Source organism: Streptomyces sp. NPDC058274, assembly GCF_042881375.1.
In the GTDB taxonomy this organism is placed as follows: Bacteria; Actinomycetota; Actinomycetes; order Streptomycetales; family Streptomycetaceae; genus Streptomyces.
Genome location: NZ_JBHVXW010000005.1, coordinates 115,429 through 142,304, shown reverse-complemented (window position 1 = coordinate 142,304; position 26,876 = coordinate 115,429). Strand labels below are relative to the sequence as shown.

The following is a 26,876-nucleotide window of genomic DNA, read 5'->3' as shown; positions in this document are numbered from 1 at the left end:
ACCGCCTGTTCGCCGTGGTGAGTCGCGCCCACGCGGCGTAGCCGCGCCCTGTCACAGCCCCGCGCCCCTTACCGGCGCGTTGTACCGCCCCCGGTCGAAACAGCGGCCGGGGGCGGTTCTACTCTGGTGCGGACAGACAGCGCACAACCCGTACGAATCAGGAGCCGGCGGATGGATCACAGCGGGCACGGCATGACCATGGATCTGCCGCCGTTCACGCTGGGGCGGGGGCTCGAGTGGTCCCCGGACCCGTTCTTCCTCGTCGCCTGTCTGGTGGGACTCGGTCTGTACGGCTGGGGTGTGGTGCGGCTGGCGCGACGCGGTGACAAGTGGTCGGCCGGCCGGGCCGTGTCCTTCGTGATCGGCGTCCTGACCGTGATGCTGGTCATGTGCACCCGGCTGAACGACTACGGCATGGTCATGTTCAGCGTGCACATGGTGCAGCACATGGTGATCAGCATGCTGTCGCCGATCCTGATCCTGCTGGGGGCGCCGATCACGCTGGCGCTGCGCGCGCTGCCGGTGGCCCGCACCCGGGGCAACAAGGGTCCGCGCGAGCTGCTGCTGATGTTCCTGCACAGCCGGTTCATGCGGGTCATCACGCACCCGGCGTTCACCATTCCGCTGTTCATCGCCAGCCTGTACGCGCTGTACTTCTCGCCGGTCTTCGACTTCCTGATGGGCTCGAAGACCGGGCATGTGGCGATGATGTGCCACTTCCTCGCCGTCGGCCTGGTCTTCTTCTGGCCGATCATGGGCGTGGACCCGGGCCCGCACCGGCCCGGCTATCTGCTGCGGATGCTGGAGCTGTTCGCCGGCATGCCCTTCCACGCCTTCTTCGGGATCGCGCTGATGATGGCGTCGGAGCCGATGGTGCAGACGTACAAGAACCCGCCCGCCTCGCTCGGCATCGACGCGCTCGCCGACCAGAACGCCGCGGGCGGCATCGCCTGGGCCTTCAGCGAGATCCCCTCCGTCCTGGTGCTCCTCGCCCTGCTCTTCCAGTGGTACGGCTCCGAGCAGCGGCAGGCCCGCCGCACGGACCGGGCCGCGGACCGCGACGGCGACAAGGAGCTCGCGGCGTACAACGCCTATCTGGCCTCCCTCGACGCGCGCGGCCGCTGAGCCGTCCGCCGGCCCCTGAAACCCGCCACTGAGCGGGATCGTGGACGCCCCGCGGGCCAGGGATCCCCGGCACTCATTTCGCCGTGTGCACCGCTCGGAAGCAGAACCGGGGCACCATGGAGAGGGACGGACCATGAGGAGGGTGTTGCGATGCCCGGTTCTACGAAGACCATGGGGGTGCTCACCGTAGGTGGGCTCGTCGTGGTGACGGCCTACACGGTGGCGCTCGGAAGCAACGGCTGGCTGTGGTTCGGCTGGGTCGTGCTCGGTCTGATCACTCTGGGAATGGTGGCTACCCGCAGCACCTGACAGCGGAATCCGGCTGCCCCGGGGTCACTCCCGGGGCAGCCGTCCCGCCGAGTGCACGCCGGGCTGGTACTTCGGCAGCCGGGCCGTGATCCTCATGCCCGCTCCCACCGCGGTCTCGATGACGAGGCCGTGGTCGTCCCCGTACACCTGGCGCAGCCGTTCGTCGACGTTGGAGAGACCGATCCCGCCCGACGGGCTGACCTCCCCGGACAGGATGCGGCGCAGCAGGCCGGGGTCCATTCCGGCGCCGTCGTCCTCGATGACGACGAGCGCCTCGGCCCCGGAGTCCCGCGCGGTGATGCTGATGTGACTCTTGTCGGTCCTGCCCTCCAGACCGTGCTTCACGGCGTTCTCCACCAGCGGCTGGAGACAGAGGAAGGGCAGCGCGACCGGCAGTACTTCGGGGGCGATCTGCAGGGTGACCGAGAGCCGGTCGCCGAACCGGGCCCGCACCAGCGCCAAGTAGTGGTCGATGGCGTGCAGTTCTTCGGCGAGGGTGGTGAAGTCGCCGTGCCGGCGGAACGAGTAGCGGGTGAAGTCGGCGAATTCCAGGAGCAGTTCGCGGGCCCGCTCCGGGTCGGTGCGCACGAACGAGGCGATGACGGCCAGCGAGTTGAAGATGAAGTGCGGGGATATCTGGGCGCGCAGGGCCTTGATCTCCGCCTCGATCAGACGGGTACGGGACTGGTCGAGGTCGGCGAGTTCCAGCTGGACCGAGACCCAGCGGGCGACTTCACCGGCGGCCCGTACGAGGACGGCGGACTCGCGGGGCGCGCAGGCCACGAGCGCTCCGTGCACCCGGTCGTCGACCGTGAGCGGGGCGACGACGGCCCACCGCAGCGCGCAGTCCGGTGTGTCGCACGTCAGCCGGAAGGCCTCGCCGCGGCCGGTCTCCAGCGGTCCGGCGAGCCGCTCCATGATCTCGGCGCGATGGTGCTCCCCCACTCCGTCCCAGGCGAGCACCGTCTCCTGGTCGGTGAGACAGAGCGCGTCCGTGCCGAGCAGGGTCCGCAGCCGACGCGCCGACTTCCGCGCCGTCTCCCCGGTGAGCCCCGCGCGCAGCGGGGGTGCCGCGAGCGAGGCGGTGTGCAGGGTCTCGAAGGTGGCGTGCTCGACGGGGGTACCGAGGCCGCCGAGGGTCTCGGGCCGGGCGGTGCGCCGGCCGAGCCAGAAGCCGGCGGCCAGCAGCGGAAGTACGGCGACGCACAGTCCGGCGAGGAATCCGCTCATGCCGTCACCTCGCCCCGTCCCTGCCGCGGGCCGGGGACGGGCGTCTCCCGCCGCGGTCCGCCCACTGCGTCCCCTCGCCACGCGATGCCCTTCACGCCTCGACCTCCTTCGGGTGCACGGCCGCGCGCCGCTGGCCCTCGGAGAGCTCTTCGGGCAGATGGAACCGTGCCAGGATCGCCGCCGTCCCCGGCGGCACCCGGCCCGGGGTGGCCAGGGACACCAGCATCATGGTGAGGAAGCCGAGCGGCACGGACCACAGGGCGGGCCAGGCGAGCAGCGCGTGCAGGGTGCCGGTGCCCGGGTATCCGGCCATCGTCGCGGCGACCGCGACGAAGGCCGCGCCGCCGCCGACCAGCATCCCGGCCGCCGCGCCCGGCGGGGTCAGCCGGCGCCACCAGATCCCGAGGACGAGCAGCGGGCAGAAGGACGACGCGGACACGGCGAAGGCGAGTCCCACGGCGTCGGCGACGGGCAGCCCGCCCACCAGCACGCTCGCGGCCAGCGGCACGGCCATCGCGAGCGCGGTGCCCAGGCGGAAGTGCCGGACCCCGCGCGAGGGCAGCACGTCCTGCGTGAGCACACCGGCCACCGCCATGGTCAGCCCGGACGCCGTGGACAGGAACGCGGCGAACGCCCCGCCCGCCACCAGCGCGCCGAGCAGATCCGCGCCGACCCCGCCGATCATCCGGTCGGGCAGCAGCAGTACGGCCGCGTCCGCGTCCCCGCTGAGGGTGAGTTCGGGGGCGTACAGCCGGCCCAGTGCCCCGTACACCGGCGGCAGGAGGTAGAAGGCGCCGATCAGACCGAGTACCGCGACGGTGGTGCGGCGGGCGGCGACCCCGTGCGGGCTGGTGTAGAAGCGGACGACGACGTGCGGGAGGCCCATCGTGCCGAGGAAGGTGGCGAGGATCAGCCCGTACGTGGCGTAGAGCGGGCGTTCCTCGCGGCCGGCGGCCAGGGAGGTCGACATCCCGCCGGTGCGGCGGCGGTCGGCCACCGGGACCGGGTCGCCCCCGGCGAAGGTCAGCCGGGTGCCGCGCCCGATGTGGTGGACGCCTGCGGGGAGCCGTACGCGCTCCCGGGTGTAGCGCCGGCCGTCGACCGTGCCCGTCGCCGTGACCTGCAGCGGTCCGTCGAGTTTCAGGTCGAGGGTGTCGTCGACGCGGACGACCCGCTGCTCGCGGAAGGTGGCCGGTTCGTCGAAGGCGTGGCGCGGCGCTCCGTCGCCCTGCCAGGCCAGGAACAGGAACAGCGCGGGGACCAGCAGGGCGGTGAGCTTCAGCCAGTACTGGAAGGCCTGCACGAAGGTGATGCTGCGCATGCCGCCCGCGGCGACGGTCGCGACCACCACGATCGCGACGAGCACCCCGCCGAACCAGTCGGGCGCGTCGGTCAGCACGGCCAGGGTCAGCCCCGCGCCTTGCAGTTGCGGCAGCAGATAGAGCCAGCCGACGCCCACGACGAAGGCGCCGGCCAGGCGCCTGACCCCCTGCGAGGCGAGCCGGGCCTCCGCGAAGTCGGGCAGCGTATAGGCCCCGGAGCGGCGCAGCGGGGCGGCCACGAACAGGAGCAGCACGAGGTAGCCCGCGGTGTAGCCGACGGGGTACCAGAGCATGTCGGGGCCCTGGACCAGGACGAGGCCCGCGATGCCGAGGAAGGAGGCCGCGGACAGGTACTCGCCGCTGATGGCGGCCGCGTTGAGGCGTGGGCCCACCGTGCGCGAGGCCACGTAGAAGTCGGAGGTGGTCCGGGATATGCGCAGGCCGAACGCGCCGACCAGGACGGTCGCCACGACGACCAGGGCGACCGCGGGCACGGCGTACGTCTGGTTCACCGGGCGGCTCCCGCCCCGGCACCCCCGGGGTGTCTCACCGGTCCTCCACCAGCCGTACGAAGTCCTTCTCGTTGCGTTCCGCGCGGCGCACGTACCAGGCGGCCAGCAGCACCAGGGGCGGGTAGAGGCAGAAGCCGAGGACGGCCCACTCCAGGCTCGCGCCGTCGGGCATCCAGGCGAAGACGAGGGGCAGCGGGCCGACGAGCAGCACCAGCACGGCGAACACGGTGAGGCCGGCCCGCAGCTGGCTGCGCATCAGGGAGCGGACGTAGGTGTGGCCGAGCGTGGTCTGTTCGTCGATCTCGGTCCTGGGGCGGTAGCGGCCGGACGTCCTGCGGGTGCGCCGGGGTATCCCGGTGACGACCACCCGGCGTTCGGTCGGATCCTGCGGCACTCGGTCCTCCTCAGCTCGTGGTCCGGCGCAGCAGCAGATCGCGCAGTTCGCGGGTGTGCCGGCGGCTGACCTGGAGCTCGACGGAATCGATCAGGACGCTCACCGTGCCCGCGTCCAGCCGGAGTTCGTCGATGTGGCGCAGCGCGACGAGATGGCGCCGGTGGATGCGCACGAAGCCGCGGGAGCGCCAGCGGTCCTCCAGGGTGGACAGCGGGATGCGGACGAGATGGTTGCCCTGGGCGGTGTGCAGGCGCGCGTAATCGCCGTGGGCTTCGACGTGGGTGATCTCCTCGACGGCCACGAAGCGGGTGACTCCGCCGAGTTCGACGGAGATGTGGTCCGGGTCGGGCTCGTGCACCGGTATCAGCGGGGCGGTGTCCATGAGCTGGGCGGCCCGGCGCACGGCCTCGGCGAGGCGCTCCCTGCGGACCGGTTTCAGTACGTAGTCGACGGCCTTGAGGTCGAAGGCCTGCACGGCGAAGCCCTCGTGGGCGGTGACGAACACGACGAGCGGCGGCTTCGCGAACCCGGTGAGCAGCCGGGCCATGTCGAGGCCGTCGAGCCCGGGCATCTGGATGTCGAGGAAGACGACGTCGATCGCCTCGGGTCCGCCGGGGCCCGACTCCAGCGCCCGGTTGATCCGGCGCAGCGCCTCGGTCGCACCGCTCGCGCCCTCGGCACTGCTGACCCGTGGATCGGCGTTCAGCAGATAGAGGAGCTCCTCGAGGGAGGGTTGTTCGTCGTCGACGGCGAGCGCGCGCAGCATGAAGGTGGAGTGTAAGAGCATTTCCTACGTCTGGACATGCGCGGGGCGCCGACGCTGCCGCGGCACGCGCCGGGGACGCCTCCGCGCGGCCGGACCGGGACGGCTCGCTGGATACAGTGCCGCCATGAACAGCAAGCCCGCCGTGTTCGACGACCTCGACCGCAAGATCATCACGGAGCTGATGGCGAACGCCAGGACCAGCTTCGCGGAGATCGGCGCCACGATCGGTCTGTCGGCCACGGCCGTCAAACGCCGGGTCGACCGGTTGCGCGAGACCGGCGTGATCACGGGCTTCACGGCCACGGTGAAGCCGACGGCGCTCGGCTGGCGCACCGAGGCGTATGTGGAGGTGTACTGCGAGGGCGCCGCGCCGCCCCGGCGGCTCGCGGAGGTGGTCCGCAACCACCCGGAGATCACGGCGGCGATGACGGTGACCGGCGGCGCCGACGCGCTGCTGCATGTGCGGGCGACCGATGTGGACCACTTCGAGGAGGTGCTGGAGCGGATCCGCACCGAGCCGTTCATCCGGAAGACGATCAGCTACATGGTGCTGTCCCATCTGCTGCCGGAGGCTCCGGAGGCGGGGGCGACGCACGCGGCCCCGGATGACGCAGGAACCATGCGCTGACAGCTCCGAACACGCAGCAATCATGCGCACACGCGCAGCTCTCGTCGCTTGTCGGACGTCTCCCCCTTTTCTTACCTTGGAGGCACACCCCACCCGACACCGCAGGAAGCGGAGGAGCCACTCTGTGCCCGACAGCCGTGTGCCGCGCCCCCGGCGCTTTCTTGTCTGCGAACCCAGACACTTCGCCGTGCAGTACGCGATCAACCCCTGGATGCATCCCGACGCGCAGGTGGACGTCGATCTCGCCCACGGCCAGTGGCGGGCGCTGATCAGCGCCTATCGCGCCCACGGCCACAGCGTCGACTCCGTCGAGCCGGTCACCGGCCTCCCGGACATGGTGTTCGCCGCGAACTCCGCGCTCGTCCTCGCGGGCCGCGTCTTCGGTTCGCTCTTCCACGCCCCGCAGCGCCGCCCCGAGTCCACCGCGTACGAGACGTGGTTCAAGGCGGCCGGATTCGACGTCCACCGCCCCGAGTCGGTGTGTGAGGGCGAGGGCGACCTGGTCCCGGTGGGCCGGTTCGTCCTGGCCGGCACCGGCTTCCGCACGACCCGCGAGGCGCATCGCGAGGTGCAGGAGTTCTTCGGCGTCCCGGTGATCAGCCTCCAGCTGATGGATCCGCGCTTCTACCACCTGGACACCGCGCTGTTCGTGCTCGAGGACGGCAGCGGCGGCCACGAGGCCAACATCGCGTACTACCCGGAGGCGTTCTCGCCCGGCAGCCGCGAGGCGCTGGACCGGCTCTTCCCGGACGCGGTGATCGCCACCCACGAGGACGCCATGGCGTTCGGCCTCAACTCCGTCTCCGACGGCCATCACGTCTTCATCTCACCGCGGGCCGAGGCCCTCGCCGGCCGGCTCGTGCGCCACGGCTACGTTCCCGTCCCCGTCGACCTGTCGGAGTTCCACAAGGCCGGCGGCGGCATCAAGTGCTGCACTCAGGAGATCCGCTCATGACCGCTCCCGCCCGTACGCGTACCTCCGATGACGTCATCCGCGCCGAAGCTCCCGTCCTCGCCCACAACTACCACCCGCTGCCCGTGGTCGTGGCCCGCGCCGAGGGCACCTGGGTCGAGGACGTCGAGGGGCGCCGCTACCTCGACATGCTGGCCGGGTACTCGGCCCTCAACTTCGGCCACCGCCACCCGGCCCTGGTCGAGGCCGCGCACCGCCAGCTCGACCGGCTGACCCTCACCTCGCGCGCGTTCCACAACGACCAGCTCGCCCGGTTCGCGGAGTCGCTGGCCGCGTTGACGGGCCAGGACATGGTGCTGCCGATGAACACCGGCGCCGAGGCGGTGGAGAGCGCCATCAAGGTGGCCCGCAAATGGGCGTACGAGGTGAAGGGCGTGCCGGCCGACCGGGCGACGATCGTGGTCGCCGCCGACAACTTCCACGGCCGCACGACCACCATCGTCAGCTTCTCCACGGACGAGAGCGCCCGCGCTGGCTTCGGCCCGTTCACGCCGGGCTTCCGCGTGGTCCCGTACAACGACCTCGCGGCCCTCGAAGCGGCCGTCGACGAGACGACGGCGGCCGTGCTCATCGAGCCCATCCAGGGCGAGGCGGGCGTGGTGATCCCGGACGACGGCTATCTGGCCGGCGTGCGCGAGCTGACCCGGCGCGCCGGGTGTCTGTTCATCGCGGACGAGATCCAGTCGGGACTCGGGCGCACGGGCGGCACGCTGGCCGTCGACCACGAGGGCGTCGTCCCGGACATGGTGCTGCTCGGCAAGGCGCTCGGCGGCGGCATCGTGCCGGTGTCCGCTGTGGTCGCCCGCCGTGACGTGCTCGGGGTGCTCAGGCCCGGCGAGCACGGGTCGACGTTCGGCGGCAACCCGCTGTCGGCCGCGGTCGGCTCGGCCGTGGTGGAACTGCTGGAGACGGGTGAATTCCAGCGCAGGGCCGCCGAACTGGGCGTGGTCCTCAGGGGCGGTCTGGAGGCGCTCGTGGGCCGGGGCGTCCTCGGCTTCCGTTCGCGCGGGCTGTGGGCGGGCGTGGACATCGACCCCGCCATCGGCACAGGCCGTGAGATCAGCGAACGCCTCATGCGGGAAGGGGTTCTGGTCAAGGACACGCACGGGTCCACCATCCGCCTCGCGCCTCCGCTGACCATCACCGGCGAGGAACTCCGGTCGGCTCTCGGATCGCTGGAGAAGGTGCTGGCGCAAGAGGTCTGATACCGGCCATCCGGCGACAGAGCGTGACACCCGGATGGTTACGCCTGGCGAGGGCCGTGCCTACACTGATCGCTCCCCCGGGGATTGAAGGAGCGTCGGAGTGTTTTATTACGTGCTCAAGTATGTGCTTCTGGGTCCACTGTTGAGGCTGGTGTTCCGGCCTCGGATCGAGGGCCTGGAGCACGTACCCTCGGCGGGCGCGGCCATCGTCGCCGGAAATCACCTGTCGTTCGCGGACCACTTCCTGATGCCGGCGATCCTCAAACGGCGCATCACCTTCCTCGCGAAGGCCGAGTACTTCACGGGCCCCGGGATCAAGGGCCGGCTGACCGCCGCCTTCTTCCGCAGCGCCGGACAGATCCCGGTGGACCGCTCGGGCAAGGAGGCCGGCCAGGCGGCCATCCGCGAGGGACTCGGCGTGCTGCGCAAGGACGAGCTGCTCGGCATCTACCCGGAGGGCACCCGCTCGCACGACGGGCGCCTGTACAAGGGCAAGGTGGGCGTCGCGGTGATGGCGCTCAAGGCCCAGGTGCCGGTGATCCCCTGCGCGATGATCGGTACGTTCGAGGCCCAGCCGCCGGGCCAGAAGATCCCGAAGGTCCACCCCGTGGTGATCCGCTTCGGTGAACCCCTCGACTTCTCCCGCTACGACGGGATGGAGAACGAGAAGGCCATCCTGCGGGCCATCACCGACGAGATCATGTACGCCATCCTGACCCTCTCCGAGCAGGAGTACGTCGACCGGTACGCGGCCGTCGCCAAGGCCGAGGAAGCCGCCGAGAAGGCGGAGCGGGCGCGCAAGTTCCCCCGGATGCCGCTGAGTTGACCGGAAGGGGCGGCCGGAGTTCCGGCCGCCCCCCTCTATGTGTACGAGCCCGGACTACGGCTTCGGCGTGGCGTGCGGTGCGCAGGTCACGTCGGCGGCGTCCGTCTTGCCGGTGAGCAGGTACGTGTCCACCCGGTCGTTGATGCACGGGTTGACCAGGCCGGTCACACCGTGCGAACCGGCGTCCTTCTCGGTGATCAGGCGGGAGCCCTTGAAGCGCTTGTGCAGCTCGACGGCGCCTTCGTACGGGGTGGCGGCGTCACGCTGCGACTGGACGATCAGAACGGCGGGCAGACCCTTGCCGGTCTTGACGTTCACCGGCGTCTGCTGCTTGGCCGGCCAGGTGGCGCAGGGCAGGTTCATCCACGCGTTGGCCCACGTCATGAACGGGTAGTCCTGGTTCAGCCGCGTGTTGTCCCGGTCCCACTTCTTCCAGCTGGTGGGCCACTTGGCGTCGGCGCACTCGACGGCGGTGTAGACGGCGTTGCCGTTCTCCGAGGAGATGTTGCCCGCGGTGTCCGACAGGTCGGGCGAGGCGGCGTCGACGAGCGCCTGGGTGTCACCGGCGACGTACTTGCTGAACACCGTCGCGACCGGCACCCACGAGGAGTCGTAGTACGGGGCGCTCTGGAAGAAGCCGATCAGTTCGGCGGGGCCGACGACGCCACCGAGCGGGCTCTTCTTCGCGGTGGCACGGAGCTTCAGCCACTGGTCCTGCACCTTGGCGCGGGTGTCTCCGAGGTGGAAGGTCGCGTCGTTCTTGGCGACCCAGTCCTGCCAGTCCTTCCAGCGGCCCTCGAAGGCGATGTCCTGGTTGAGGTTGGCCTCGTACCAGATGTTCTCCCGCGACGGGTCGACGACACTGTCGACGACCATGCGACGGACGTGGCCCGGGAAGAGCGTGCCGTAGACGGCGCCGAGGTACGTGCCGTAGGAGACGCCCAGGAAGTTGAGCTTCTTCTCGCCGAGAGCGGCCCGGATGACGTCCAGGTCGCGCGCGGTGTTCGGCGTGGTCATCTGCGGCAGCATGGCGCCGCTGCGCTCGGCACAGCCGTCCGCGTACTCGGCGGCGAGCTTGCGCTGGGCGCGCTTGTCCGCCTCGGAGTCCGGTACGGGGTCGGCCTTGGGTGCCTTGACGAACTCCTGCGGGTCGATGCAGGAGATGGGCGCCGAGTGGCCGACACCGCGCGGGTCGAAGCCCACGAAGTCGTACCCCTTGGCCGTGTTCGCCCAGACCGGGTTCTTGTTGGTGACCCGGGTCGGGAAGCGCATGCCCGAGGCGCCGGGGCCGCCCGGGTTGTAGACGAGGGCGCCCTGACGCTCCGCCTTGGTGCCGGTGTTCGCGATGCGGTCGACGGCGAGCTTGATCTGCTTGCCGTTCGGGTGGGCGTAGTCGAGGGGCACGCTGACCCAGCCGCACTGGATCGGCTTCGCGAAGCCCCAGTCCGCCGGACAGTCCTGCCAGTCGATCCCGGCCTTGGCGGCCTTGGCCGCGGCGACAGCGGCGCCCCGCGCTTCCCGGTCCTGTCCCTGCCGCGAGTCGGCCGAGGCCGACGGCGCCGCGACGGCACCGGCTATCAGGGTCGCCGTGACCAGCGCGCCGGCCGAGCCGAACGCCGTCACTCGCCTTGTCGGTCGTATACCACTCAAGTGGGACCTCCCCGTACATCGTTGCGATTGGTACGGGGATCCTTTCGGCTGTGAGGTCCCTGGCAACAGATGCGACCTGGCTTCTTTACCGATCCGATAACCGGTGACCGGGGCCCCGTTCAGCGGAGAGCACGTCAACCGAGTGCGTTCAGCGCCTCGTCCAGGGTCCGTCGCAACCGCAGCCCGTCGGGCGCGAGGGCCGTCACCAGAACACCGGGACCGGTGAGCGGTGTCAGCGCCGCGTACTCCCCCAGCAGCCGCGGCGCCACCGGCTTTCCCTCGAACTCCGGCCGTACGACGACCAGTTGACCGAGCGCCCGGTGTCCCGCCAGCACGGCCGGGCCGTCCCAGCCACCGGGTGCGCCGGGCCCGCAGGACAGCTCCTGGTCGAGCAGCGGCCGACCGGCGAGGCGCACGGTGAGCCGGCTGGTGAGCCGGCCCGGTTCCTCGGCGGCCCGTCCGAGCACCTGCTCCTCCCGGAAGACGAGCCGGGCTCCGGTCGCGAGCTCGACGCGGGAGGAAACGGACAACTCGCTCCCGTTGGCGGAGATCAGCTGTTCGGGCAGCCAGTGCAGCTCGCCTCCCGCGGCGACGGTGAGCCGGACGTCGTAGCGCGCCTCACCCTTGGCCTGACCGGGCAGGGCGATGGTGGCGGCGGCCGATCCGACGTGCAGCAGCGCCCGTTCACCGACCCGCGCCTCGACCGTGAGGTGGTCACCGCCGAGCGGGCCGCTCATGGCACCGACCAGCATGACCCGCGCCTCGGCGCCGTGGGCGCGCGTACGGCGCGGCGCGAGCGGCCCCTCGCCTTCCAGCACCGGCAGCGACGTACCGCCTCTGCCGTCGTCCCGTGCCTCGATCCGTGCGGTGGCCCGTACTCCGGCCGTCATACCGTCCACGCGGCGAGCCGCTCCCGTACCCAGTCGGCGACGGGCCCGACCCCCGGCTCGGTCCGCAGCGACTGGAAGACGACCGGCAGTTCGGCCCGCTGCGCCTTGGCGTCGGCCGCCATCCGCCCAAGGTCGGATCCGACGTACGGCGCGAGGTCGGTCTTGTTGACGACGAGCAGATCGGCCGTCGTCACACCGGGCCCGCCCTTGCGCGGAATGTCGTCACCGCCCGCGACATCGATCACGAAGACCTGTGCGTCGACCAGCCCCTTGGAGAAGGTCGCGGTGAGGTTGTCACCCCCGGACTCGACGAGGATCAGGTCCAGCGGGCCGACCTCGTCCTCCAGGTCCTCGACCGCTTCGAGGTTCGCGGAGATGTCGTCGCGGATCGCCGTGTGCGGACAGGCCCCCGTCTCGACGGCGGTGATCCGCTCGGGCGGCAGCACGGCCTCCCGCAGCAGGAACTCGGCGTCCTCACGCGTATAGATGTCATTGGTGACGACAGCGAGGGACAACTCGTCACGCAGCACCCGGCAGAGCGCGGCAACGGTGGCCGTCTTCCCCGAGCCGACGGGCCCGCCGAGCCCGATCCGCAGAGCACGGCGCGAACCGTCCGGACGGCGAGCGTCGGCACTGACGGCGGAGGGTCCGTCGTGATCGTGGTCAAGATGCATGGCTACGGCTCCAGATGACTTCTCAGCCCGTCAGGGGCTTTCAGCCCGTCCGGCGTTTGAGGACGAGCCCTTCGGGCGAACAGGGGTCTGGGGGCGCAGCCCCCAGGGTCGATGAGAGAGGGCAGGGGCGGAGGGGGCGAAAACCCCCTACGACGCGAACAGCCGCACAGGCCACCCCGCATGCACCTCCGCACTGATCTCCAGCAGCGGAGCCGACGCGGCGGGAAGCGCACCCACCCCTTCGGCAAGAACACGGCGGGCCGCGTCGACCGCCTGCCCGGCCACCAGATCCAGCTCCGGCGCAAGCCGGGCAAGGACCGCGGTCGCGTCGAACGGATCAAGGCTCAGCAGCCGCACCGTCGCGGTCGCCGGCCCGCTGACGCTCTCGTACAGGGAGCAGTACGCGGCGTCCTCCGGCCCCAGCCCGGCCGCCCGGGCCGCCAGCCCGAGGACGACGGGCTGATGGGCACCCTTGGGGAACTCCCGTGCCAGCGCGTCGAGTTCGGCCGAGGGCCAGGTCGCCCGGGCGGCCCGCATCAGCTGCCGCCCGAGCCGCCGCCCGGCACCGCGCAACGCGGACGACGGCGTACGGGCGTCCGCGGCCGTGTCCAGCTCCACCGGATCGACCCCGAGCGCGGCGGCCGCGGCCAGTGCGGCCGACACCAGCCCCGTCGTGTGCAACCGCCCCCGGCAGAAGTCCGCAAGACTCGGCGCCCCGGTGATCCGGCCGGCCTTGACGGCCGCCTCGGCCCCGCCGGAGTGCGCGTGCCCCCCGGCGGGAAACCGGCCGTCCGCCAGGACGAGCAGTGCCGCGCGCGACATCAGAAGAGGAAGTAACGCTGGGCCATGGGCAGTTCGGCGGCGGGCGTGGCCTCGACCAGCTCCCCGTCGATGTGCACGGCGAAGCTGTCGGGGTCGACCCGCACCTGCGGCCGCGCGTCGTTCTCCCGCATGTCGGCCTTGGTCACCGCCCGGGTCGACTCGATGGGGACGAACCGCTTCCCGAGCCCGAGCCGCTCCGGCAGCCCGTCCTCGATGGCCAGCGGTGCCACGAAGTTGAACGAGTTGGCGGCCGGTGCCCGTCCGATCGCCCCGAACATGGGCCGGGGCAGGATCGGTTGCGGTGTCGGGATCGAGGCGTTGGCGTCGCCCATCTGCGCGTACGCGATCTGCCCGCCCTTGATGACGAGATGCGGCTTGACGCCGAAGAACGCGGGCTCCCAGAGCACCAGGTCGGCGAGCTTGCCGGTCTCCACGGAGCCGATCTCACGGGCCAGACCCTGCGCGAGCGCCGGATTGATCGTGTACTTGGCGACATAGCGACGTACGCGGTGATTGTCGGCGCGGCCGTCACCCGGCAGTGCGCCGCGGCGCCGCTTCATCACGTGCGCCGTCTGCCAGGTGCGCAGGATGACCTCGCCGACCCGGCCCATCGCCTGGGAGTCCGACGAGATGATCGAGATGGCGCCGAGGTCGTGCAGGATGTCCTCGGCCCCGATGGTGGAGGGCCGGATCCGCGACTCCGCGAAGGCCAGGTCCTCGGGGACGGACGCGTTGAGGTGGTGGCAGACCATCAGCATGTCGAGGTGTTCCTCGGCGGTGTTGACGGTGTAGGGCCGGGTCGGGTTGGTGGAGCTGGGCAGCACGTGCGGCTCGGAGACCACGGTCATGATGTCGGGCGCGTGCCCGCCGCCCGCACCCTCGGTGTGGTACGCGTGGATCGTGCGGCCGGCGATCGCGGCGAGCGTGTCACCGACGAACCCGGCTTCATTGAGCGTGTCCGTGTGGATCGCGATCTGCGTGCCGGTCCGGTCGGCGACCGTCAGCGCGGCGTCGATCGCGGCCGGCGTCGAGCCCCAGTCCTCGTGGATCTTCAGGCCGAGCGCTCCCCCGCGGATCTGCGAGAGCATCGCCTCCTGGGAGACGGTGTTGCCCTTGCCGAGCAGCCCGAAGTTGAGCGGGTACTGCTCCATCGCCTCCAGCATCCGGGCGAGGTGCCAAGGGCCGGGCGTGACCGTGGTCGCCTTGGAGCCCTCGGCGGGGCCGGTGCCGCCGCCGACGAGCGTCGTGATCCCGGAGGCCAGTGCCTCGTCGGCGATCTGCGGACAGATGAAGTGGACGTGCGCGTCGATGGCGCCCGCCGTCAGGATCCGCCCGTTGCCCGCGATGATCTCCGTCTCCGGGCCGATGACGAGGTCCGGGTGCACCCCGTCCATGGTGTCCGGGTTGCCCGCCTTGCCCAGCGCGCTGATCCGGCCGTCGCGGATGCCGACGTCGGCCTTGACGATGCCCCAGTGGTCGATGACCACCACACCCGTGATGACCGTGTCCGGCGTGCCGTCTGCGCGCGTAGCGCGCGACTGGCCCATGGATTCGCGGATCACCTTGCCCCCGCCGAACACCGCCTCGTCGCCGGCGAGTCCGGGACCGCCGGCGCGGTCCTCCTCGATCTCGATCAGCAGGTCGGTGTCGGCGAGCCGGATGCGGTCGCCGGTGGTGGGGCCGAACAGATCGGCGTACGCGGCACGTGAGATCTCAGGCATCGAGGGCACCTCCGACCTCTCCGCGAAGACCGGGCACCACGCGGGCGCCGGCGAGCGGGACGAGTTCGACGTCGACGGGGATCCCGGGCTCGAAGCGCACGGCGGTGCCGGCGGCGACATTGAGCCGCCTGCCGCGCGCGGCCGCGCGGTCGAACTCCAGACCGGGATTGGCCTCGGCGAAGTGGTAGTGGGAGCCGACCTGGACGGGGCGGTCGGCGGCGTTGAGGACGGTGAGCCGGGTGACCTCGCGGCCTTCGTTGAAGGCGACGGGTCCGTCGGCGAACAGGATCTCTCCGGGAATCACGGCGCTCCCCCCGTCAGACGATCGGGTCGTGGACGGTGACGAGCTTGGTGCCGTCCGGGAAGGTGGCCTCGACCTGGACGTCGTGGATCATCTCGGGGATCCCCGCCATGACGTCGTCCCGGTTGAGCAGCCTGCGTCCGGAGGACATGAGTTCCGCGACGGTACGGCCGTCACGCGCGCCTTCGAGAATGTGCGACGTGATCAGGGCGACGGCCTCGGGGTGGTTCAGCTTGAGCCCACGGGCCCGTCGCTTCTCGGCCACATCGGCGGCCACATGGATCAGCAGCCTCTCTTGCTCGTGCGGGGTCAGTTGCACGGCGTCCCACCTCACAGTCTCGCTCCGGACCGTGCGGGGTCCGGTTGCCGCAGCCACCCGCGACGGGATAGGTGTAACACACAGACAGATTGCCCGATCATGCGCAATCCGGATACAAAAACCCCTGGTGGCGTGGATCGGCAGGCTAGTTGGACGGAGTTTCAACTACGTTAACCAGACCTTGATCCACTCATGACCTCGCGCTGGGCTCGCCCATACTCGCCGGACCCCGCAGCCCGTCCTGCGGGACGGCGGCGATACGAAGCCGAACAGCGCCATCTGCGCGGCGAACCCCTGCGCCACGGCGATCATGGTCCGGGCGACACTCTCCGGGATCGCCGCCCTGCGGACGGCGGCACCGCGTGCGCCGTGGGTGGATCCGGCCGCTCGGCGGCGGAACGAACGGCGCAACCGCCGGCGCCGGTTGGATCTAGCCGTTCGGCCGGTGCTCGGCGGCGATGCCGAAGCGGTGTCGCTCGCGCGGGGCGGCGGAGGCGGCCTCGCGGACGCTGGAGACGGCGCTGACCACCTGGTCGTCCGCCGGGTCCCCGAGCGCTTCGAGCCGCTCCAGGTCGGCGGCGGAGACGAGGGCGACCAAAGGCTTCCCGTGCCGCGTCACGACGACGCGCTCACCGCCGTACACCACGCGGTTGATCAGATCGGCGAGCTCAGCCCTTGCTTGCGTCACCGGAATCTCGTAGGCCATGTCCTCCAGCTTAAACGGGGCCCCTGACACCGCTCCGGGAGCGGACGATCCCCTCTGCCCGCACGGAAAACGACCGCGGGCAAGGGTCCCGTCGAGCACCCCACCCGGCCGTGATTTCGCTGTCAGCGAGGACCCCACGGACGACGAGCGTACGTCCTGTACATTTTTTACAGACGTCGATCAGTCGATCAAGGAGGCGTGCGCCATGGACAGCCCGTCCGCCCGCTATGTCCTGCCCGAGTTCACCGAACGCACCGCGGTGGGACACCGGACGCTGGATCCGTACTCGAAGCTGCTCGACGAGCGGATCGTGTTCCTCGGGACACCGATCGACGACACGTCGGCGAACGACGTGATGGCCCAGTTCATGCACCTCGAATATCTGGCCCCGGACCGGGACATCTCGCTGTACATCAACTCCCCCGGCGGCTCGTTCAGTGCGATGACGGCGATCTACGACACGATGCAGTTCGTCACCTGCGACGTCGAGACGGTCTGCCTCGGCCAGGCGGCGTCGGCCGCGGCCGTGGTGCTGGCCGGGGGCACACCGGGCAAACGCTCCGCACTGCCGGGTGCGCGCGTCCTCCTCCACCAGCCCTCGATCCCCGAACCGATCCACGGTCAGGCGAGTGATCTGGCCATCCAGGCCGAGGAGTTGGTGCGCACCCGCACAATGCTGGAGGAGATGCTCGCGCGGCACACGGGGCAGAGCCCCGAGCGGGTCGCCGCGGACATCGAGCGGGACAGGATTCTGGACGCGCCGGCGGCGGTGGCGTACGGACTGGTGGACCGCATCATCGCGAGCCGCAAGGTCTCGCGCACCGCGCCCGGCGAGAGGTGAACTGCCGATGCTCCCACCCGAATTGCCCCCGCTGCCCGCACTGACGCGCGCCGAGGCCGAGTTGATCGACCGTTACCTCGACGTGGTCGACCTGCTCGGCCGGATCAACCCCGCCCGCCCCGGGGACACCTATCGCGGACTGCGGGCCGCCCAGGCGCTGGTGAGCAAGGCGACGGCGCTGCGCGACGCGCTCACGCTGATGCACCAGCGCGGCGAGAGCGAGGTGCACGCGCCGACGCTGGCGCGCGCACTGCGCGTTCTGGACGGCGAGCGCCGGGCGGCTCGCGTCACCGTGCCGCCCGACGCGCAGATCTGACGCGCCCACACCCTCGCCGGCCAAGTGCGAGCGCCCGGCGAGGTGTCCGGACCAGGACACAAACGCACCAAACGGTGTACCCCCCAATGGCGTAGACAGGCCCCCCTTCGAGGGCCCTCACGACTTGCGCAACGCGCGTACAGTCCGGGCGGAATGAGGCATTCCGCCGCAGGTGCGGGGCTGGTCGGCACCCCCAACCCCCGTTCGAAACAGGGGGTGTCCACCCGAACGGGTGAGTGGTGAGTAACCCCACAAATCCCCGGTTCCGTTCGGTTTTTCAGACATCCATGGGTGAAGATCCCTTCCGACGACAAGACCCCGCCAAAGCGGCGGGGCGATCCGGGCGGACGCCGAGTCCTGCCGCCGCCCGGATGACCGGTCGACAGGAGTGGATCGGCAGGAGTGGAGGACCCAAGCACGACGGGTCGCCGGAACAGTCGTTCCGAGCAGCCCTTGGGGTGAAGCCGCAGCAGCGGCCGGGCAACTTCGCCAGCCCGAATCCGACAGGTCATCCTTCACAGGCGGCTGACGAAGGGTTGCGCATGACTGCGCTCAATCGTGTCCCGTCGCTGTGGACCAGGGCCGGTACGGCCTCGGCTCTCACCATCGCCGCCGTGGGCGGCAGCCTCGTGGTTCCGGGCGTCGCATCCGACGCCGCAGCGGCCACACCTGCGACGAAGGCACTCCAGATCGCGGCCTCCAAGAAGGGCTCCCCGTACAAGTACGGAGCCACGGGACCGCGTCGCTTCGACTGCTCCGGGCTCACGCTCTACTCGTACAAGAAGGCGGGCAAGAAGCTGCCTCGTACGGCCGCGGCGCAGTACAACAAGAGCCACCACGTCTCGGCCTCGCACCGCAAGGCCGGAGACCTCGTGTTCTTCCACTCGGGCCGGAACGTCTACCACGTCGGCATCTACGCCGGGAAGGGACGGATCTGGCACTCCCCGAAGACCGGAGAGGTCGTGAAGCTCCAGAAGATCTGGACGAAGAGCGTCTGGTACGGCCGGGTCGGCTGATCCGCCTCCGGGGGGTGACGGCCCGTGCCGTCACCCCCCGGAGGGCCGACGACGCCTCGCGGCGACCCCGCCCTTGAGCTCGGGCCGGACAGCGCCCACAGAGCGCGCAGCAGCCCCTGAGCGCGCCGGCCGCGCCTTCACCGGTCATGCAAGGGACGTCACGTCACCCATACGGGCGTACGGACGTGTCGTTGCGGTCCTGGTGTCCGGCGATCCAGGTGCTTCCGGCCCCGTGGCGCCGCAGCGCACCCGTACGGGACGCACACGCTCGCGGACCCTCGTAGCACGGCCGCCGCGTCAAGGCTCCTGCTGGCCCGCCGTCACCGGCTCTGCGGGGAGCGACCACGGCAGTTGGATCGCGACCGTCTTGCCGCCCTCCCGGGTGGGCCGGACAGTCAGCTTGCCTCCGTACTCGGCGGTCAGCCAGCGGATGATGACCATGCCCCGCCCGTTGTCCTGCTGGACGGCCGCGGGCAGGCGTTTCGGGAAGCGCGGATGGCTGTCGGTGACGCCGATGCGCAGATGCTCGTCACGGTCGAGACAGAGGTCCACCGTGAAGGTGGGCGACTGCCCGAACGTGTGCTGGACGGCGTTGGTGGCGAGTTCGGACACGATCAGGCGCACGGTGTCGGCGATGTCCGTGTCGCCCGGCAGGCCCCACTCGGCCAGCACGGTGGCGACGTATTTTCGGGCCGCGGAGACCGAGGCGGGATCGCTCGGCAGAGTGACGGATGCTTCCTGGTGATCTGCCATGGCGACGTCGTCCCTTTCCCACGGGACCGGAGTCCGACACGGAGCGGATGGTTCGAGTACGGTCCCGGACTTGGTGCTTCGCGCCAGATTGCCATCACTGCGGGGGTCACGGGTGGCGATCCACGGAGATATGCATATATCTGTCGCTCGAAGCGGTGAACTCTCCGACGACCGACCGTATTTGGGCGGGCCCCCTGCTCATCCTCTACCGTCGCCGTGACAGCCGCGTGCCGGGCGGAAGGAGACGGCCATGCAACACGGTCCAGCGGTGCGGCGCCGCAAGCTCGGCGCCGAGCTGCGCGGCCTGCGCGCCGCGGCGGGCCTCACCAGTGGCGAGGCGGCCCGCCTGGTCGGCTGGCACCAGTCCAAGGTGAGCCGTATCGAGACCGGCATCAGCGGAGTGAAGCCGGCCGACGTCTGTCTGCTGCTCGACGCGTACCGCGTGGTGGACCCCGAACTGCGCGAGTTACTCGTCGGGTTGGCAGGCTCCGAGGGAAACGGCCGCCATCACTGGTGGCACGCCTACCGCGGTGTACTGCCGCCCACGTACCGCGACTTCATCAGTCTGGAGTCGCAGGCCAGCGGAATGCGCACGCTGGAGACCTCCGTGGTGCCGGGGCTGTTGCAGACGCGTGAGTACGCCCGTGCGGTGACCCGGGCCGCCGTCGACGGCCTGGAGGAGCGCAAGTTGGACGCGCTGGTCGAAGTACGGCTGGCCCGGCAGGACGTGCTGCGTTCGAATCCGCCGCTGGAGCTGACCGCCGTGCTCGACGAGGCGGTGCTGCGCCGGACGGTCGGCGGCCCGGAGGTGATGGAACGGCAGCTGGCGCGGCTGCTGGCGGCGGCGCACCTTCCTCACGTGCGGCTTCAGGTGCTGCCGTTCGCCGCCGGAGCCCATATCGGCATCAGCGGGCCTTTCGTTATCTTCTCATTTCCGAACACAACTGATCTGGACGTAGTTGTTCTTGACCACATGACGAGTAGCCTCTACCTCGAACGGAAAGAAGACCTCCAGGCCTACAGCGAGGCCTTCAACGCCCTTCAGTTCCACGCCCTTTCGCCCAAGGACTCGTTGGACTACATCGCCGCGATACGTGACGGCGCGTAAGGAGGCACCATGTCCGCAATGCCTCGGTACGTAGCTTCCAGTACTTCTCTGCACGGCGTGCGCTGGCTGCGCAGCAGCCGCAGCACCGGAATGAACAACTGTGTCGAGACCGCGCGACCAGGACCGGGCCCGTGGGCCGGGCTGGTCGCCGTCCGTGACTCGAAGAACGAGGCGGGACCCGCCCTGCTCTTCGCCCCTGCCGCCTGGGAGGGTTTCATCGCCGCGCTGAGCTGACCCCCGAGCTGTTCGACCCGTTCACGTCATTCACCTCGTACGGCTGATCACGCGTACGGCGTGGTCGATCTGCCCGTCGGTGAGATCCGCGCGGGCGGTCAGCCGCAGCCGGGAGATGCCGTCGGGCACGGAGGGCGGCCGGAAGCAGCCGACGGCGATTCCCGCCGTACGGCAGTCGGCCGCCCACCGCACGGCCCGCTCGGGGGACGGCGCCCGCACGGAGACGACCGCGGCGTCCGGTCGTACCGCCTCCAGGCCCTCGGCCGTCAGACGGGTGTGCAGGGCCGTCGCCACCTCCCTGGCCCGTGTCGCGCGCTCCGGCTCACGGCGCAGCAGGCGCAGCGCCGCGAGGGCAGCGCCCGCCGCTGCCGGGGCGAGACCGGTGTCGAAGATGAACGTCCGGGCCGCGTTGACCAGGTGGTCGATGACCGGCGCGGGACCCAGGACCGCACCGCCCTGGCTGCCGAGCGACTTGGAGAGCGTGACCGTCACAACGGTGTCGGGGTCGCCCGCGAGACCCGCCGCCTGCGCGGCACCCCGTCCGCCGTCGCCGAGCACCCCGAGTCCGTGCGCGTCGTCGACGACGAGTCCCGCGCCGTACTCCCGGCAGGCAGCGGCGAGCCCGGCGAGCGGCGCCGCGTCCCCGTCCACCGAGAAGACCGTGTCGGACACGGCGATCGCGGTCCCCTGGTGGGTGCCCAGCGCCTTGCGTACGGCGTCCGGATCGGCGTGCGCCACGACCTGCGTCGTCCCGCGGGCCAGCCGGCAGCCGTCGATCAGCGACGCGTGGTTGCCCGCGTCGGAGACGACCAGGGAGCCGTGCGGCGCGAGCGCGGTGACCGCGGCGAGGTTGGCGGCGTATCCGGAGGAGAAGACCAGCGCGGACTCGAAGCCGCAGAAACCGGCGAGCTCGCGTTCGAGTTCGCCGTGCAGCTCCGTGGTGCCGGTGACGAGCCGTGAGCCGGTGGCGCCGCCTCCCCAGCGGTGCGCGGCCTCCGCGGCTGCCCCGGTGATCTCGGGGTGCCGCGCGAGACCGAGGTAGTCGTTGCTCGCGAGATCCAGCAGCGGGGAGTCGGCGGGGCGCGGGCGCAGCGTGCGGACCAGGCCGGTCCGGCGCCGCTGGTGCGCCTGCTCGTCGATCCACGAGAACGGCGATCCGGCCATGCTGGCGCCTCCGGGCCCTGGTGTCGTTTTGTAGGCAGTGCACAGACCCTAGCCGTCCTGCCGGGCACCCAGGATGTGGCAATACCCACACGTCGAACCGTCTCTGTTGTGCAAACTCTCCTTGGCCCGGAGCCGCCGGATAGGCCAGGATCGTGCCTCATGGACCTGCTGAACACGCTGGTGGAGAAGGGGCTTCGGCGCGAACTGCCGAGCCGGGACGAAGCGCTGGCCGTGCTGGCCACGTCCGACGACGAGCTGCTCGACGTGGTGGCCGCGGCGGGCAGGCTGCGCCGGCACTGGTTCGGCCGACGGGTGAAACTCAACTATCTGGTGAACCTCAAGTCGGGCCTGTGCCCCGAGGACTGCTCGTACTGTTCGCAGCGCCTGGGGTCGAAGGCCGAGATCCTGAAGTACACCTGGCTGAAGCCCGACGAGGCCTCGCAGGCCGCGGCGGCGGGGCTGGCCGGGGGCGCCAAGCGGGTCTGTCTCGTGGCCAGCGGGCGCGGTCCGACGGACCGGGACGTCGACCGGGTCTCGGACACCATCAAGGCGATCAAGGACCAGAACGAGGCCGTCGAGGTGTGTGCCTGCCTCGGCCTGCTCTCCGACGGCCAGGCCGAGCGGCTGCGCGAGGCGGGCGCGGACGCGTACAACCACAACCTGAACACGTCCGAGGGGACGTACGGGGACATCACGACCACGCACACGTACGCCGACCGGGTGGACACGGTCCAGAAGGCGCACGCGGCCGGCCTGTCCGCCTGCTCCGGTCTGATCGCGGGCATGGGCGAGAGCGACGAGGACCTGGTCGACGTCGTCTACGCGCTGCGCGCCCTCGACCCCGACTCCGTCCCGGTGAACTTCCTGATCCCGTTCGAGGGCACTCCGCTCGCCAAGGAGTGGAATCTGACGCCTCAGCGGTGTCTGCGGATCCTGGCGATGGTCCGGTTCGTCTGCCCGGACGCCGAGGTCCGGATCGCGGGCGGCCGTGAGGTCCATCTGCGCAGCATGCAGCCGCTGGCGCTGCACCTGGCCAACTCGATCTTCCTCGGCGACTACCTCACGAGTGAGGGGCAGGCCGGCAAGGCGGACCTGGACATGATCGCGGACGCCGGGTTCGAGGTGGAGGGAGCGGGCGAGGTGACGCTTCCGGAGCACCGGGTCCCGGCGGGCGCCGGCCGCGGCTCGCACGCGAGCGCGGGATGCGGGTCCGGCGAAGGCGCCGGATGCGGGTCGCACGAGGGGGCGGGCTGCTCCCACGAGGACGGCGGGGTCTGCGGGTCCACCGCCGCGCCGCAGGTGAACGAGGCGCGTACGGATCTCGTCGCCGTACGCCGTCGCGGCGCCGGGACGGAACTCGCGCCCAATGCCTGACCTGTCCGTGCGCGAGCTGCTCGACCTCGACCGGCGCCATGTGTGGCACCCGTACGGTCCGATGCCGGGCCGGCAGGAGCCGCTCGTCGTGGAGTCGGCGAGCGGGGTGCGGCTGCGGATGGGCGACGGCTCGGGCGAGTTGATCGACGGCATGTCGTCGTGGTGGTCGGCGATCCACGGCTACAACCACCCGGTACTCAATGACGCGGTGCGCTCCCAGCTGGAGCGCATGAGCCACGTCATGTTCGGCGGGCTCACCCATGAACCCGCCGTACGGCTCGCGAAGCGCCTTGTCGACATCTCGCCCGAGGGCCTGGAGCATGTCTTCCTCGCCGACTCCGGGTCGGTGTCGGTCGAGGTCGCCGTCAAGATGTGTCTGCAGCACTGGCGTTCGCTGGGCCGTCCGGGCAAGCAGCGGCTGCTGACCTGGCGCGGCGGCTACCACGGGGACACCTGGCAGCCGATGTCCGTGTGCGATCCCGAGGGCGGGATGCACGGGCTGTGGCAGGGCGTGCTCCAGCGGCAGGTGTTCGCGGGGCCGCCGCCGGCCGAGTACGAGGAGTCGTACGCCGACGAGCTGCGCGAGCTGATCGAGCGGCACGCCGACGAACTGGCCGCGGTGATCGTGGAGCCCGTGGTGCAGGGGGCGGGCGGGATGCGGTTCCACTCCCCCGCGTATCTGCGCGTGCTGCGCGAGGCGTGTGACGCGCACGACGTGCTGCTCGTCTTCGACGAGATCGCGAGCGGGTTCGGGCGTACGGGCGCGCTGTTCGCGGCGGAGCACGCGGGCGTCACGCCGGACGTGATGTGTGTGGGCAAGGCGCTGACCGGCGGCTATCTGACGCTGGCGGCGACCCTGTGCACCTCGCGGGTCGCCGACGGCATCTCGCGCGGCGAGGTCCCGGTGCTGGCCCACGGGCCCACGTTCATGGGCAATCCGCTGGCGGCGGCCGTGGCCCTCGCCTCGATCGACCTGCTGCTCGGCCAGGACTGGGCGACCGAGGTCAAGCGCATCGAGGCGGGCCTGCGGGAGGGCCTGGCCCCGGCTTCCCGGCTCGCGGGGGTCCAGGACGTCCGCGTGCTCGGCGCGATCGGCGTCGTCCAGCTCGACCACGAGGTGAACATGGCGGCGGCCACCGCGGCGGCCGTGCGCGAGGGCGTGTGGCTGCGCCCCTTCCGCGACCTCGTCTACACGATGCCGCCGTACGTCACCGGTGACGCGGACCTGGCACGGATCGGACGCGCGGTGTGCGCGGCTGCGGAGGCCGGCTGACATGCCGGTTCGGACGGCAATGGGAGAGGTGACATGCCGGTACTGGTGATCACGGGGACGGGCACGGAGGTCGGCAAGACGGTCACGACGGCCGCCGTCGCCGCGGTGGCCCTCGCAGCCGGGCGCTCGGTGGCCGTGCTCAAGCCCGCCCAGACGGGTGTACGGCCGGAGGAGCGCGGAGACGCCGACGAGGTGGCCCGGCTCGCGGGTGCGGTGACCACCCTCGAACTCGCCCGGTATCCCGAACCGCTCGCGCCCGCGACGGCCGCCCTGCGGGCCGGTCTGCCGCCGGTGCGGCCTCAGGAGGTGGCGGACGCGGCGGCCAAGCTGGCCACCGAGCACGACCTGGTCCTGGTCGAGGGCGCGGGCGGACTGCTCGTCCGTTTCGACGAGGCGGGCGGCACGCTGGCGGACGTGGCCCAGCGGCTGGAAGCACCGGTCCTCGTCGTGGCGTCGGCGGGTCTGGGCACCCTGAACACCACGGAACTCACCGCCATCGAACTCCGGCGCCGCGGGCTCGACTTCAGGGGTGTGGTCATCGGAAGCTGGCCCGACTCCCCCGATCTCGCGTCGCGTTGCAACCTCGCGGATCTCCCGGCGGTGGCCGGGGCCCCGCTGCTCGGTGCGGTGCCGCAGGGTGCCGCGGTCCTGGCCGACTTCGCGGTGCGGGCGCCGAGTTGGCTGGCGCCCGGGCTGGGCGGGACGTGGGACGCGGAGGCGTTCATGGTCCGGGAGGCTCCTGGCGTGCCGGTGCGGGCCGGGAGCTGAACAGGGGGAGCTGAGGAGCGGCCGCCGGCGCAACGCGAGGATCCCCGCGCCGGCGGTGAGGACGCACGGGGGGCACCCCGTGCACCGGCCACCTCACCGGCCGCGGCTCCACGAACAGACGTGCGGCCACAGCGCCCGGAGTGTGGCTCCGGCGCCCGCCGCACCGCGCCAGCAGGGGTGCGCCGGCCATGTACGGGGGACAATCGCGGTAATGCCCGCCCTCCATGGGAGGTCCGTCATGCCACTACGGTCCGGGGACTCCGCCAAGGTGCCGCGGGACGCCGTGCACCATCCGCTGTTCGCCCGCTACTACGCGCGGCTCAGCGTGACCGCGGAGACGCGGATGGGCATGGGACCGGTACGCGACCGGCTGCTCAGCGGTCTGTCCGGGCGGGTGATCGAGGTCGGCGCGGGCAACGGCCTGAACTTCGCGCACTACCCGAGCGCGGTCTCCGAGGTCGTGGCGATCGAGCCGGAGCGGGTGCTGCGGCGGTTGGCGGTGGAGGCCGCCGTGCGTGCGGGCGTGCCCGTCGACGTGGTGCCGGGCGCGGCGGAGGCCCTGCCCGTCAAGAGCGAGGCCTTCGACGCCGCCGTGCTCTCGCTGGTGCTGTGCAGCGTGCGGGATGTGCCGCGGGCGCTGGTGGAGCTGCGCCGGGTGCTGCGCCCCGGCGGGACCGTGCGGTTCTTCGAGCACGGCAGAGGTGGCGGGCGCGCGATGGCCCTCACCCAGCGCGCGCTGGACCGCACGCTCTGGCCGCCGCTCAACGGCGGCTGCCATCTCGCCCGGGACCCGGTCGCCGCACTGCGCGACGCCGGGTTCGAACTGGGCCCGTACCGGCGGATGCTGATGCCCGAGTCGGGGCCGCGGCTGCCCACGTCCTACTGCGTGCTGGGCAGCGCCCGGCGCCCGGAGCTCAGTGGCCCGGAGCCCTCATAGGCCCCACTGGCGCAGTTCGCGCGCGATGTCGTGGACCGTGGCCTCACCGCTCTTGACCAGACGCGCGAGGTCGCGCACCTGCTCGGCCGAGGTGACGACCTTGACGCCGCTGGCGATCAGGTAGGCGTACGCGACGGCGGAGGCGAACAGCGCGTTGGAGCGCTCCAACGCCGGTACGTGCAGCAGGAGTTGGAGCAGTGCGGCGGCGCGCGCGTGCGGGCTGTCGTAGACGGGGATGTCGAATATCTCCGCCTCGTGCCGGCTGACGGCGGCGACGAGGGCTCCCCAGTCCGTGACCTGGGGATCTCCGGGTGTCTTCTGTTCGGCGATCATGAGGAGCCAGGCAAGGTCGATCTTGAAATCGCTCAACGGATCAACGACGACCTTCGCGCTTGCCCTCGCGGTCCGTGCCGAACTCCTCGGCGAAGACGGTCTCGTACTGCTTCATGAAGTCGGCGGCGGCCTCCACGAACGTGTGGCCCGCTTCCCCGGTGTCCTGCCGGACCAGCTCTTCGATGTAGCGGTTCACGCTCATGCCACGCTCCAGGGCACGTTCGCGGGCGGCGCGAGCGGTGCCCTCGTCCACCCGCACGTTCAGCTGGGTCTTGGCCATACCACGAAGCTAGCGCTGAAGTGCTAGCTCGGGCAAGGGGTACGGAGTCGGCCCGCGGGTGGAGAGTGCCCCTTACATGAGTGTCGGGGACAGGACCTGGGGCGGA

Annotated in this window: 31 protein-coding genes and 1 riboswitch; of the genes, 15 read left to right on the top strand and 16 right to left on the bottom strand. The window is 71.1% G+C overall.

What is annotated here, in order from left to right; genetic code table 11:
* Positions 1-171 precede the first annotated feature (171 nt).
* Together ACFVYF_RS12765 and ACFVYF_RS12760 are read left to right on the top strand one after the other, a co-directional pair.
* Positions 172-1,125, top strand: a complete 954-nt coding sequence (locus ACFVYF_RS12765; protein ID WP_389454997.1) for a cytochrome c oxidase assembly protein — start codon at positions 172-174, stop codon at positions 1,123-1,125.
* 150 nt (positions 1,126-1,275) lie between these two features.
* Positions 1,276-1,434: a hypothetical protein gene (locus ACFVYF_RS12760; RefSeq protein ID WP_383276009.1), complete on the top strand. Its 159-nt coding sequence runs from the start codon at positions 1,276-1,278 to the stop codon at positions 1,432-1,434.
* Between the two features lie 24 nt (positions 1,435-1,458).
* Here ACFVYF_RS12760 and ACFVYF_RS12755 read toward each other — a convergent pair whose 3' ends face one another.
* From ACFVYF_RS12755 to ACFVYF_RS12740, 4 genes are all read right to left on the bottom strand, one after another.
* Positions 1,459-2,664, bottom strand: coding sequence for a histidine kinase (locus ACFVYF_RS12755; protein ID WP_389454995.1), 1,206 nt, complete (start codon positions 2,662-2,664; stop codon positions 1,459-1,461).
* Positions 2,665-2,755: 91 nt separating this feature from the next.
* Complete coding sequence (locus ACFVYF_RS12750) at positions 2,756-4,498, bottom strand: cation acetate symporter (protein ID WP_389454993.1); 1,743 nt, start codon at positions 4,496-4,498, stop codon at positions 2,756-2,758.
* Between the two features lie 34 nt (positions 4,499-4,532).
* Entirely contained in the window at positions 4,533-4,892 is a 360-nt protein-coding gene (locus ACFVYF_RS12745; protein WP_389454991.1) for a hypothetical protein, read from the bottom strand.
* A 10-nt stretch (positions 4,893-4,902) separates the two neighbouring features.
* Positions 4,903-5,658 carry a LytR/AlgR family response regulator transcription factor gene (locus ACFVYF_RS12740; RefSeq protein WP_383276512.1) on the bottom strand — a complete coding sequence of 252 codons (756 nt, stop codon included), beginning with the start codon at positions 5,656-5,658 and terminating at the stop codon, positions 4,903-4,905.
* A 124-nt stretch (positions 5,659-5,782) separates the two neighbouring features.
* Between ACFVYF_RS12740 and ACFVYF_RS12735 the strand changes: the two genes are divergently transcribed.
* The 4 genes from ACFVYF_RS12735 (at position 5,783) to ACFVYF_RS12720 (ending at position 9,290) form a co-directional block, all read left to right on the top strand.
* Positions 5,783-6,286, top strand: coding sequence for an Lrp/AsnC family transcriptional regulator (locus ACFVYF_RS12735; protein ID WP_389454989.1), 504 nt, complete (start codon positions 5,783-5,785; stop codon positions 6,284-6,286).
* Between the two features lie 124 nt (positions 6,287-6,410).
* Positions 6,411-7,241 carry a dimethylargininase gene (ddaH, locus tag ACFVYF_RS12730; protein WP_389454987.1) on the top strand — a complete coding sequence of 277 codons (831 nt, stop codon included), beginning with the start codon at positions 6,411-6,413 and terminating at the stop codon, positions 7,239-7,241.
* Positions 7,238-8,464, top strand: coding sequence for an ornithine--oxo-acid transaminase (gene rocD, locus ACFVYF_RS12725; RefSeq protein ID WP_389454985.1), 1,227 nt, complete (start codon positions 7,238-7,240; stop codon positions 8,462-8,464). The genes ddaH and rocD overlap by 4 nt, the downstream gene beginning before the upstream one ends.
* Before the next feature lie 100 nt (positions 8,465-8,564).
* On the top strand, positions 8,565-9,290 hold the full coding sequence (locus ACFVYF_RS12720; protein ID WP_389454983.1) for a lysophospholipid acyltransferase family protein: 726 nt from the start codon (positions 8,565-8,567) through the stop codon (positions 9,288-9,290).
* A 54-nt stretch (positions 9,291-9,344) separates the two neighbouring features.
* On the opposite strand, the gene ACFVYF_RS12715 is transcribed toward ACFVYF_RS12720, so the two are convergent.
* From ACFVYF_RS12715 to ACFVYF_RS12680, 8 genes are all read right to left on the bottom strand, one after another.
* A complete protein-coding gene (locus ACFVYF_RS12715; protein WP_389454981.1) occupies positions 9,345-10,940 on the bottom strand; it encodes an alpha/beta hydrolase in 1,596 nt (531 codons plus the stop codon).
* A 134-nt stretch (positions 10,941-11,074) separates the two neighbouring features.
* Entirely contained in the window at positions 11,075-11,830 is a 756-nt protein-coding gene (locus tag ACFVYF_RS12710) for an urease accessory protein UreD (RefSeq protein WP_389455478.1), read from the bottom strand.
* Complete coding sequence (gene ureG / locus ACFVYF_RS12705; RefSeq protein ID WP_389454979.1) at positions 11,827-12,504, bottom strand: urease accessory protein UreG; 678 nt, start codon at positions 12,502-12,504, stop codon at positions 11,827-11,829. Before ureG ends, ACFVYF_RS12710 begins: the two co-directional genes overlap by 4 nt.
* 147 nt (positions 12,505-12,651) lie before the next feature.
* A complete protein-coding gene (locus ACFVYF_RS12700; protein WP_389454977.1) occupies positions 12,652-13,326 on the bottom strand; it encodes an urease accessory protein UreF in 675 nt (224 codons plus the stop codon).
* Positions 13,326-15,047 (bottom strand): urease subunit alpha, encoded by a 1,722-nt coding sequence (locus ACFVYF_RS12695; protein ID WP_389454975.1) that lies wholly within the window; start codon positions 15,045-15,047, stop codon positions 13,326-13,328. The genes ACFVYF_RS12700 and ACFVYF_RS12695 overlap by 1 nt, the downstream gene beginning before the upstream one ends.
* Positions 15,040-15,351: an urease subunit beta gene (locus ACFVYF_RS12690; RefSeq protein ID WP_389454973.1), complete on the bottom strand. Its 312-nt coding sequence runs from the start codon at positions 15,349-15,351 to the stop codon at positions 15,040-15,042. Before ACFVYF_RS12690 ends, ACFVYF_RS12695 begins: the two co-directional genes overlap by 8 nt.
* Positions 15,352-15,364: 13 nt before the next feature.
* Complete coding sequence (locus ACFVYF_RS12685; protein WP_389454971.1) at positions 15,365-15,667, bottom strand: urease subunit gamma; 303 nt, start codon at positions 15,665-15,667, stop codon at positions 15,365-15,367.
* Between the two features lie 430 nt (positions 15,668-16,097).
* Positions 16,098-16,373, bottom strand: a complete 276-nt coding sequence (locus ACFVYF_RS12680) for a type II toxin-antitoxin system Phd/YefM family antitoxin (RefSeq protein ID WP_389454969.1) — start codon at positions 16,371-16,373, stop codon at positions 16,098-16,100.
* Between the two features lie 205 nt (positions 16,374-16,578).
* On the opposite strand from ACFVYF_RS12680, the gene ACFVYF_RS12675 reads away from it, so the two are divergent.
* The 3 genes from ACFVYF_RS12675 to ACFVYF_RS12665 all read left to right on the top strand — a co-directional run bounded on the left by ACFVYF_RS12675 (position 16,579) and on the right by ACFVYF_RS12665 (position 18,546).
* On the top strand, positions 16,579-17,214 hold the full coding sequence (locus ACFVYF_RS12675; RefSeq protein ID WP_389454967.1) for an ATP-dependent Clp protease proteolytic subunit: 636 nt from the start codon (positions 16,579-16,581) through the stop codon (positions 17,212-17,214).
* A gap of 7 nt (positions 17,215-17,221) precedes the next feature.
* Positions 17,222-17,530: a hypothetical protein gene (locus ACFVYF_RS12670; protein ID WP_389454965.1), complete on the top strand. Its 309-nt coding sequence runs from the start codon at positions 17,222-17,224 to the stop codon at positions 17,528-17,530.
* Positions 17,531-17,868: 338 nt separating this feature from the next.
* A riboswitch (cyclic di-AMP (ydaO/yuaA leader) is annotated at positions 17,869-18,069 on the top strand.
* Between the two features lie 3 nt (positions 18,070-18,072).
* Positions 18,073-18,546: a C40 family peptidase gene (locus ACFVYF_RS12665; RefSeq protein WP_389454963.1), complete on the top strand. Its 474-nt coding sequence runs from the start codon at positions 18,073-18,075 to the stop codon at positions 18,544-18,546.
* Positions 18,547-18,843: 297 nt separating this feature from the next.
* Here ACFVYF_RS12665 and ACFVYF_RS12660 read toward each other — a convergent pair whose 3' ends face one another.
* A complete protein-coding gene (locus ACFVYF_RS12660; protein WP_389454961.1) occupies positions 18,844-19,299 on the bottom strand; it encodes an ATP-binding protein in 456 nt (151 codons plus the stop codon).
* A 250-nt stretch (positions 19,300-19,549) separates the two neighbouring features.
* Between ACFVYF_RS12660 and ACFVYF_RS12655 the strand changes: the two genes are divergently transcribed.
* Positions 19,550-20,407, top strand: coding sequence for a helix-turn-helix domain-containing protein (locus tag ACFVYF_RS12655; RefSeq protein WP_389454959.1), 858 nt, complete (start codon positions 19,550-19,552; stop codon positions 20,405-20,407).
* Positions 20,408-20,416: 9 nt separating this feature from the next.
* Positions 20,417-20,641, top strand: coding sequence for a DUF397 domain-containing protein (locus ACFVYF_RS12650; RefSeq protein ID WP_389454957.1), 225 nt, complete (start codon positions 20,417-20,419; stop codon positions 20,639-20,641).
* A gap of 30 nt (positions 20,642-20,671) precedes the next feature.
* Here ACFVYF_RS12650 and ACFVYF_RS12645 read toward each other — a convergent pair whose 3' ends face one another.
* Positions 20,672-21,805, bottom strand: a complete 1,134-nt coding sequence (locus ACFVYF_RS12645; protein ID WP_389454955.1) for an 8-amino-7-oxononanoate synthase — start codon at positions 21,803-21,805, stop codon at positions 20,672-20,674.
* A gap of 159 nt (positions 21,806-21,964) precedes the next feature.
* Here ACFVYF_RS12645 and bioB point away from each other — a divergent pair, with 159 nt between their 5' ends.
* The 4 genes from bioB (at position 21,965) to ACFVYF_RS12625 (ending at position 26,157) form a co-directional block, all read left to right on the top strand.
* On the top strand, positions 21,965-23,179 hold the full coding sequence (bioB, locus tag ACFVYF_RS12640) for a biotin synthase BioB (RefSeq protein ID WP_389454953.1): 1,215 nt from the start codon (positions 21,965-21,967) through the stop codon (positions 23,177-23,179).
* Positions 23,172-24,452 carry an adenosylmethionine--8-amino-7-oxononanoate transaminase gene (locus tag ACFVYF_RS12635; RefSeq protein WP_389454951.1) on the top strand — a complete coding sequence of 427 codons (1,281 nt, stop codon included), beginning with the start codon at positions 23,172-23,174 and terminating at the stop codon, positions 24,450-24,452. The genes bioB and ACFVYF_RS12635 overlap by 8 nt, the downstream gene beginning before the upstream one ends.
* A gap of 33 nt (positions 24,453-24,485) precedes the next feature.
* Entirely contained in the window at positions 24,486-25,220 is a 735-nt protein-coding gene (bioD, locus tag ACFVYF_RS12630) for a dethiobiotin synthase (RefSeq protein WP_389454949.1), read from the top strand.
* A gap of 238 nt (positions 25,221-25,458) precedes the next feature.
* Positions 25,459-26,157: a class I SAM-dependent methyltransferase gene (locus ACFVYF_RS12625; protein WP_389454947.1), complete on the top strand. Its 699-nt coding sequence runs from the start codon at positions 25,459-25,461 to the stop codon at positions 26,155-26,157.
* Here ACFVYF_RS12625 and ACFVYF_RS12620 read toward each other — a convergent pair.
* The gene (locus ACFVYF_RS12620; protein ID WP_389454945.1) at positions 26,152-26,526 is read right to left on the bottom strand and encodes a fic family toxin-antitoxin system, toxin component; all 375 of its coding nucleotides are present in this window, start codon (positions 26,524-26,526) and stop codon (positions 26,152-26,154) included. The genes ACFVYF_RS12625 and ACFVYF_RS12620 overlap by 6 nt on opposite strands.
* A gap of 4 nt (positions 26,527-26,530) precedes the next feature.
* Positions 26,531-26,770, bottom strand: coding sequence for a toxin-antitoxin system HicB family antitoxin (locus tag ACFVYF_RS12615; protein WP_389454943.1), 240 nt, complete (start codon positions 26,768-26,770; stop codon positions 26,531-26,533).
* Positions 26,771-26,876 lie beyond the last annotated feature (106 nt).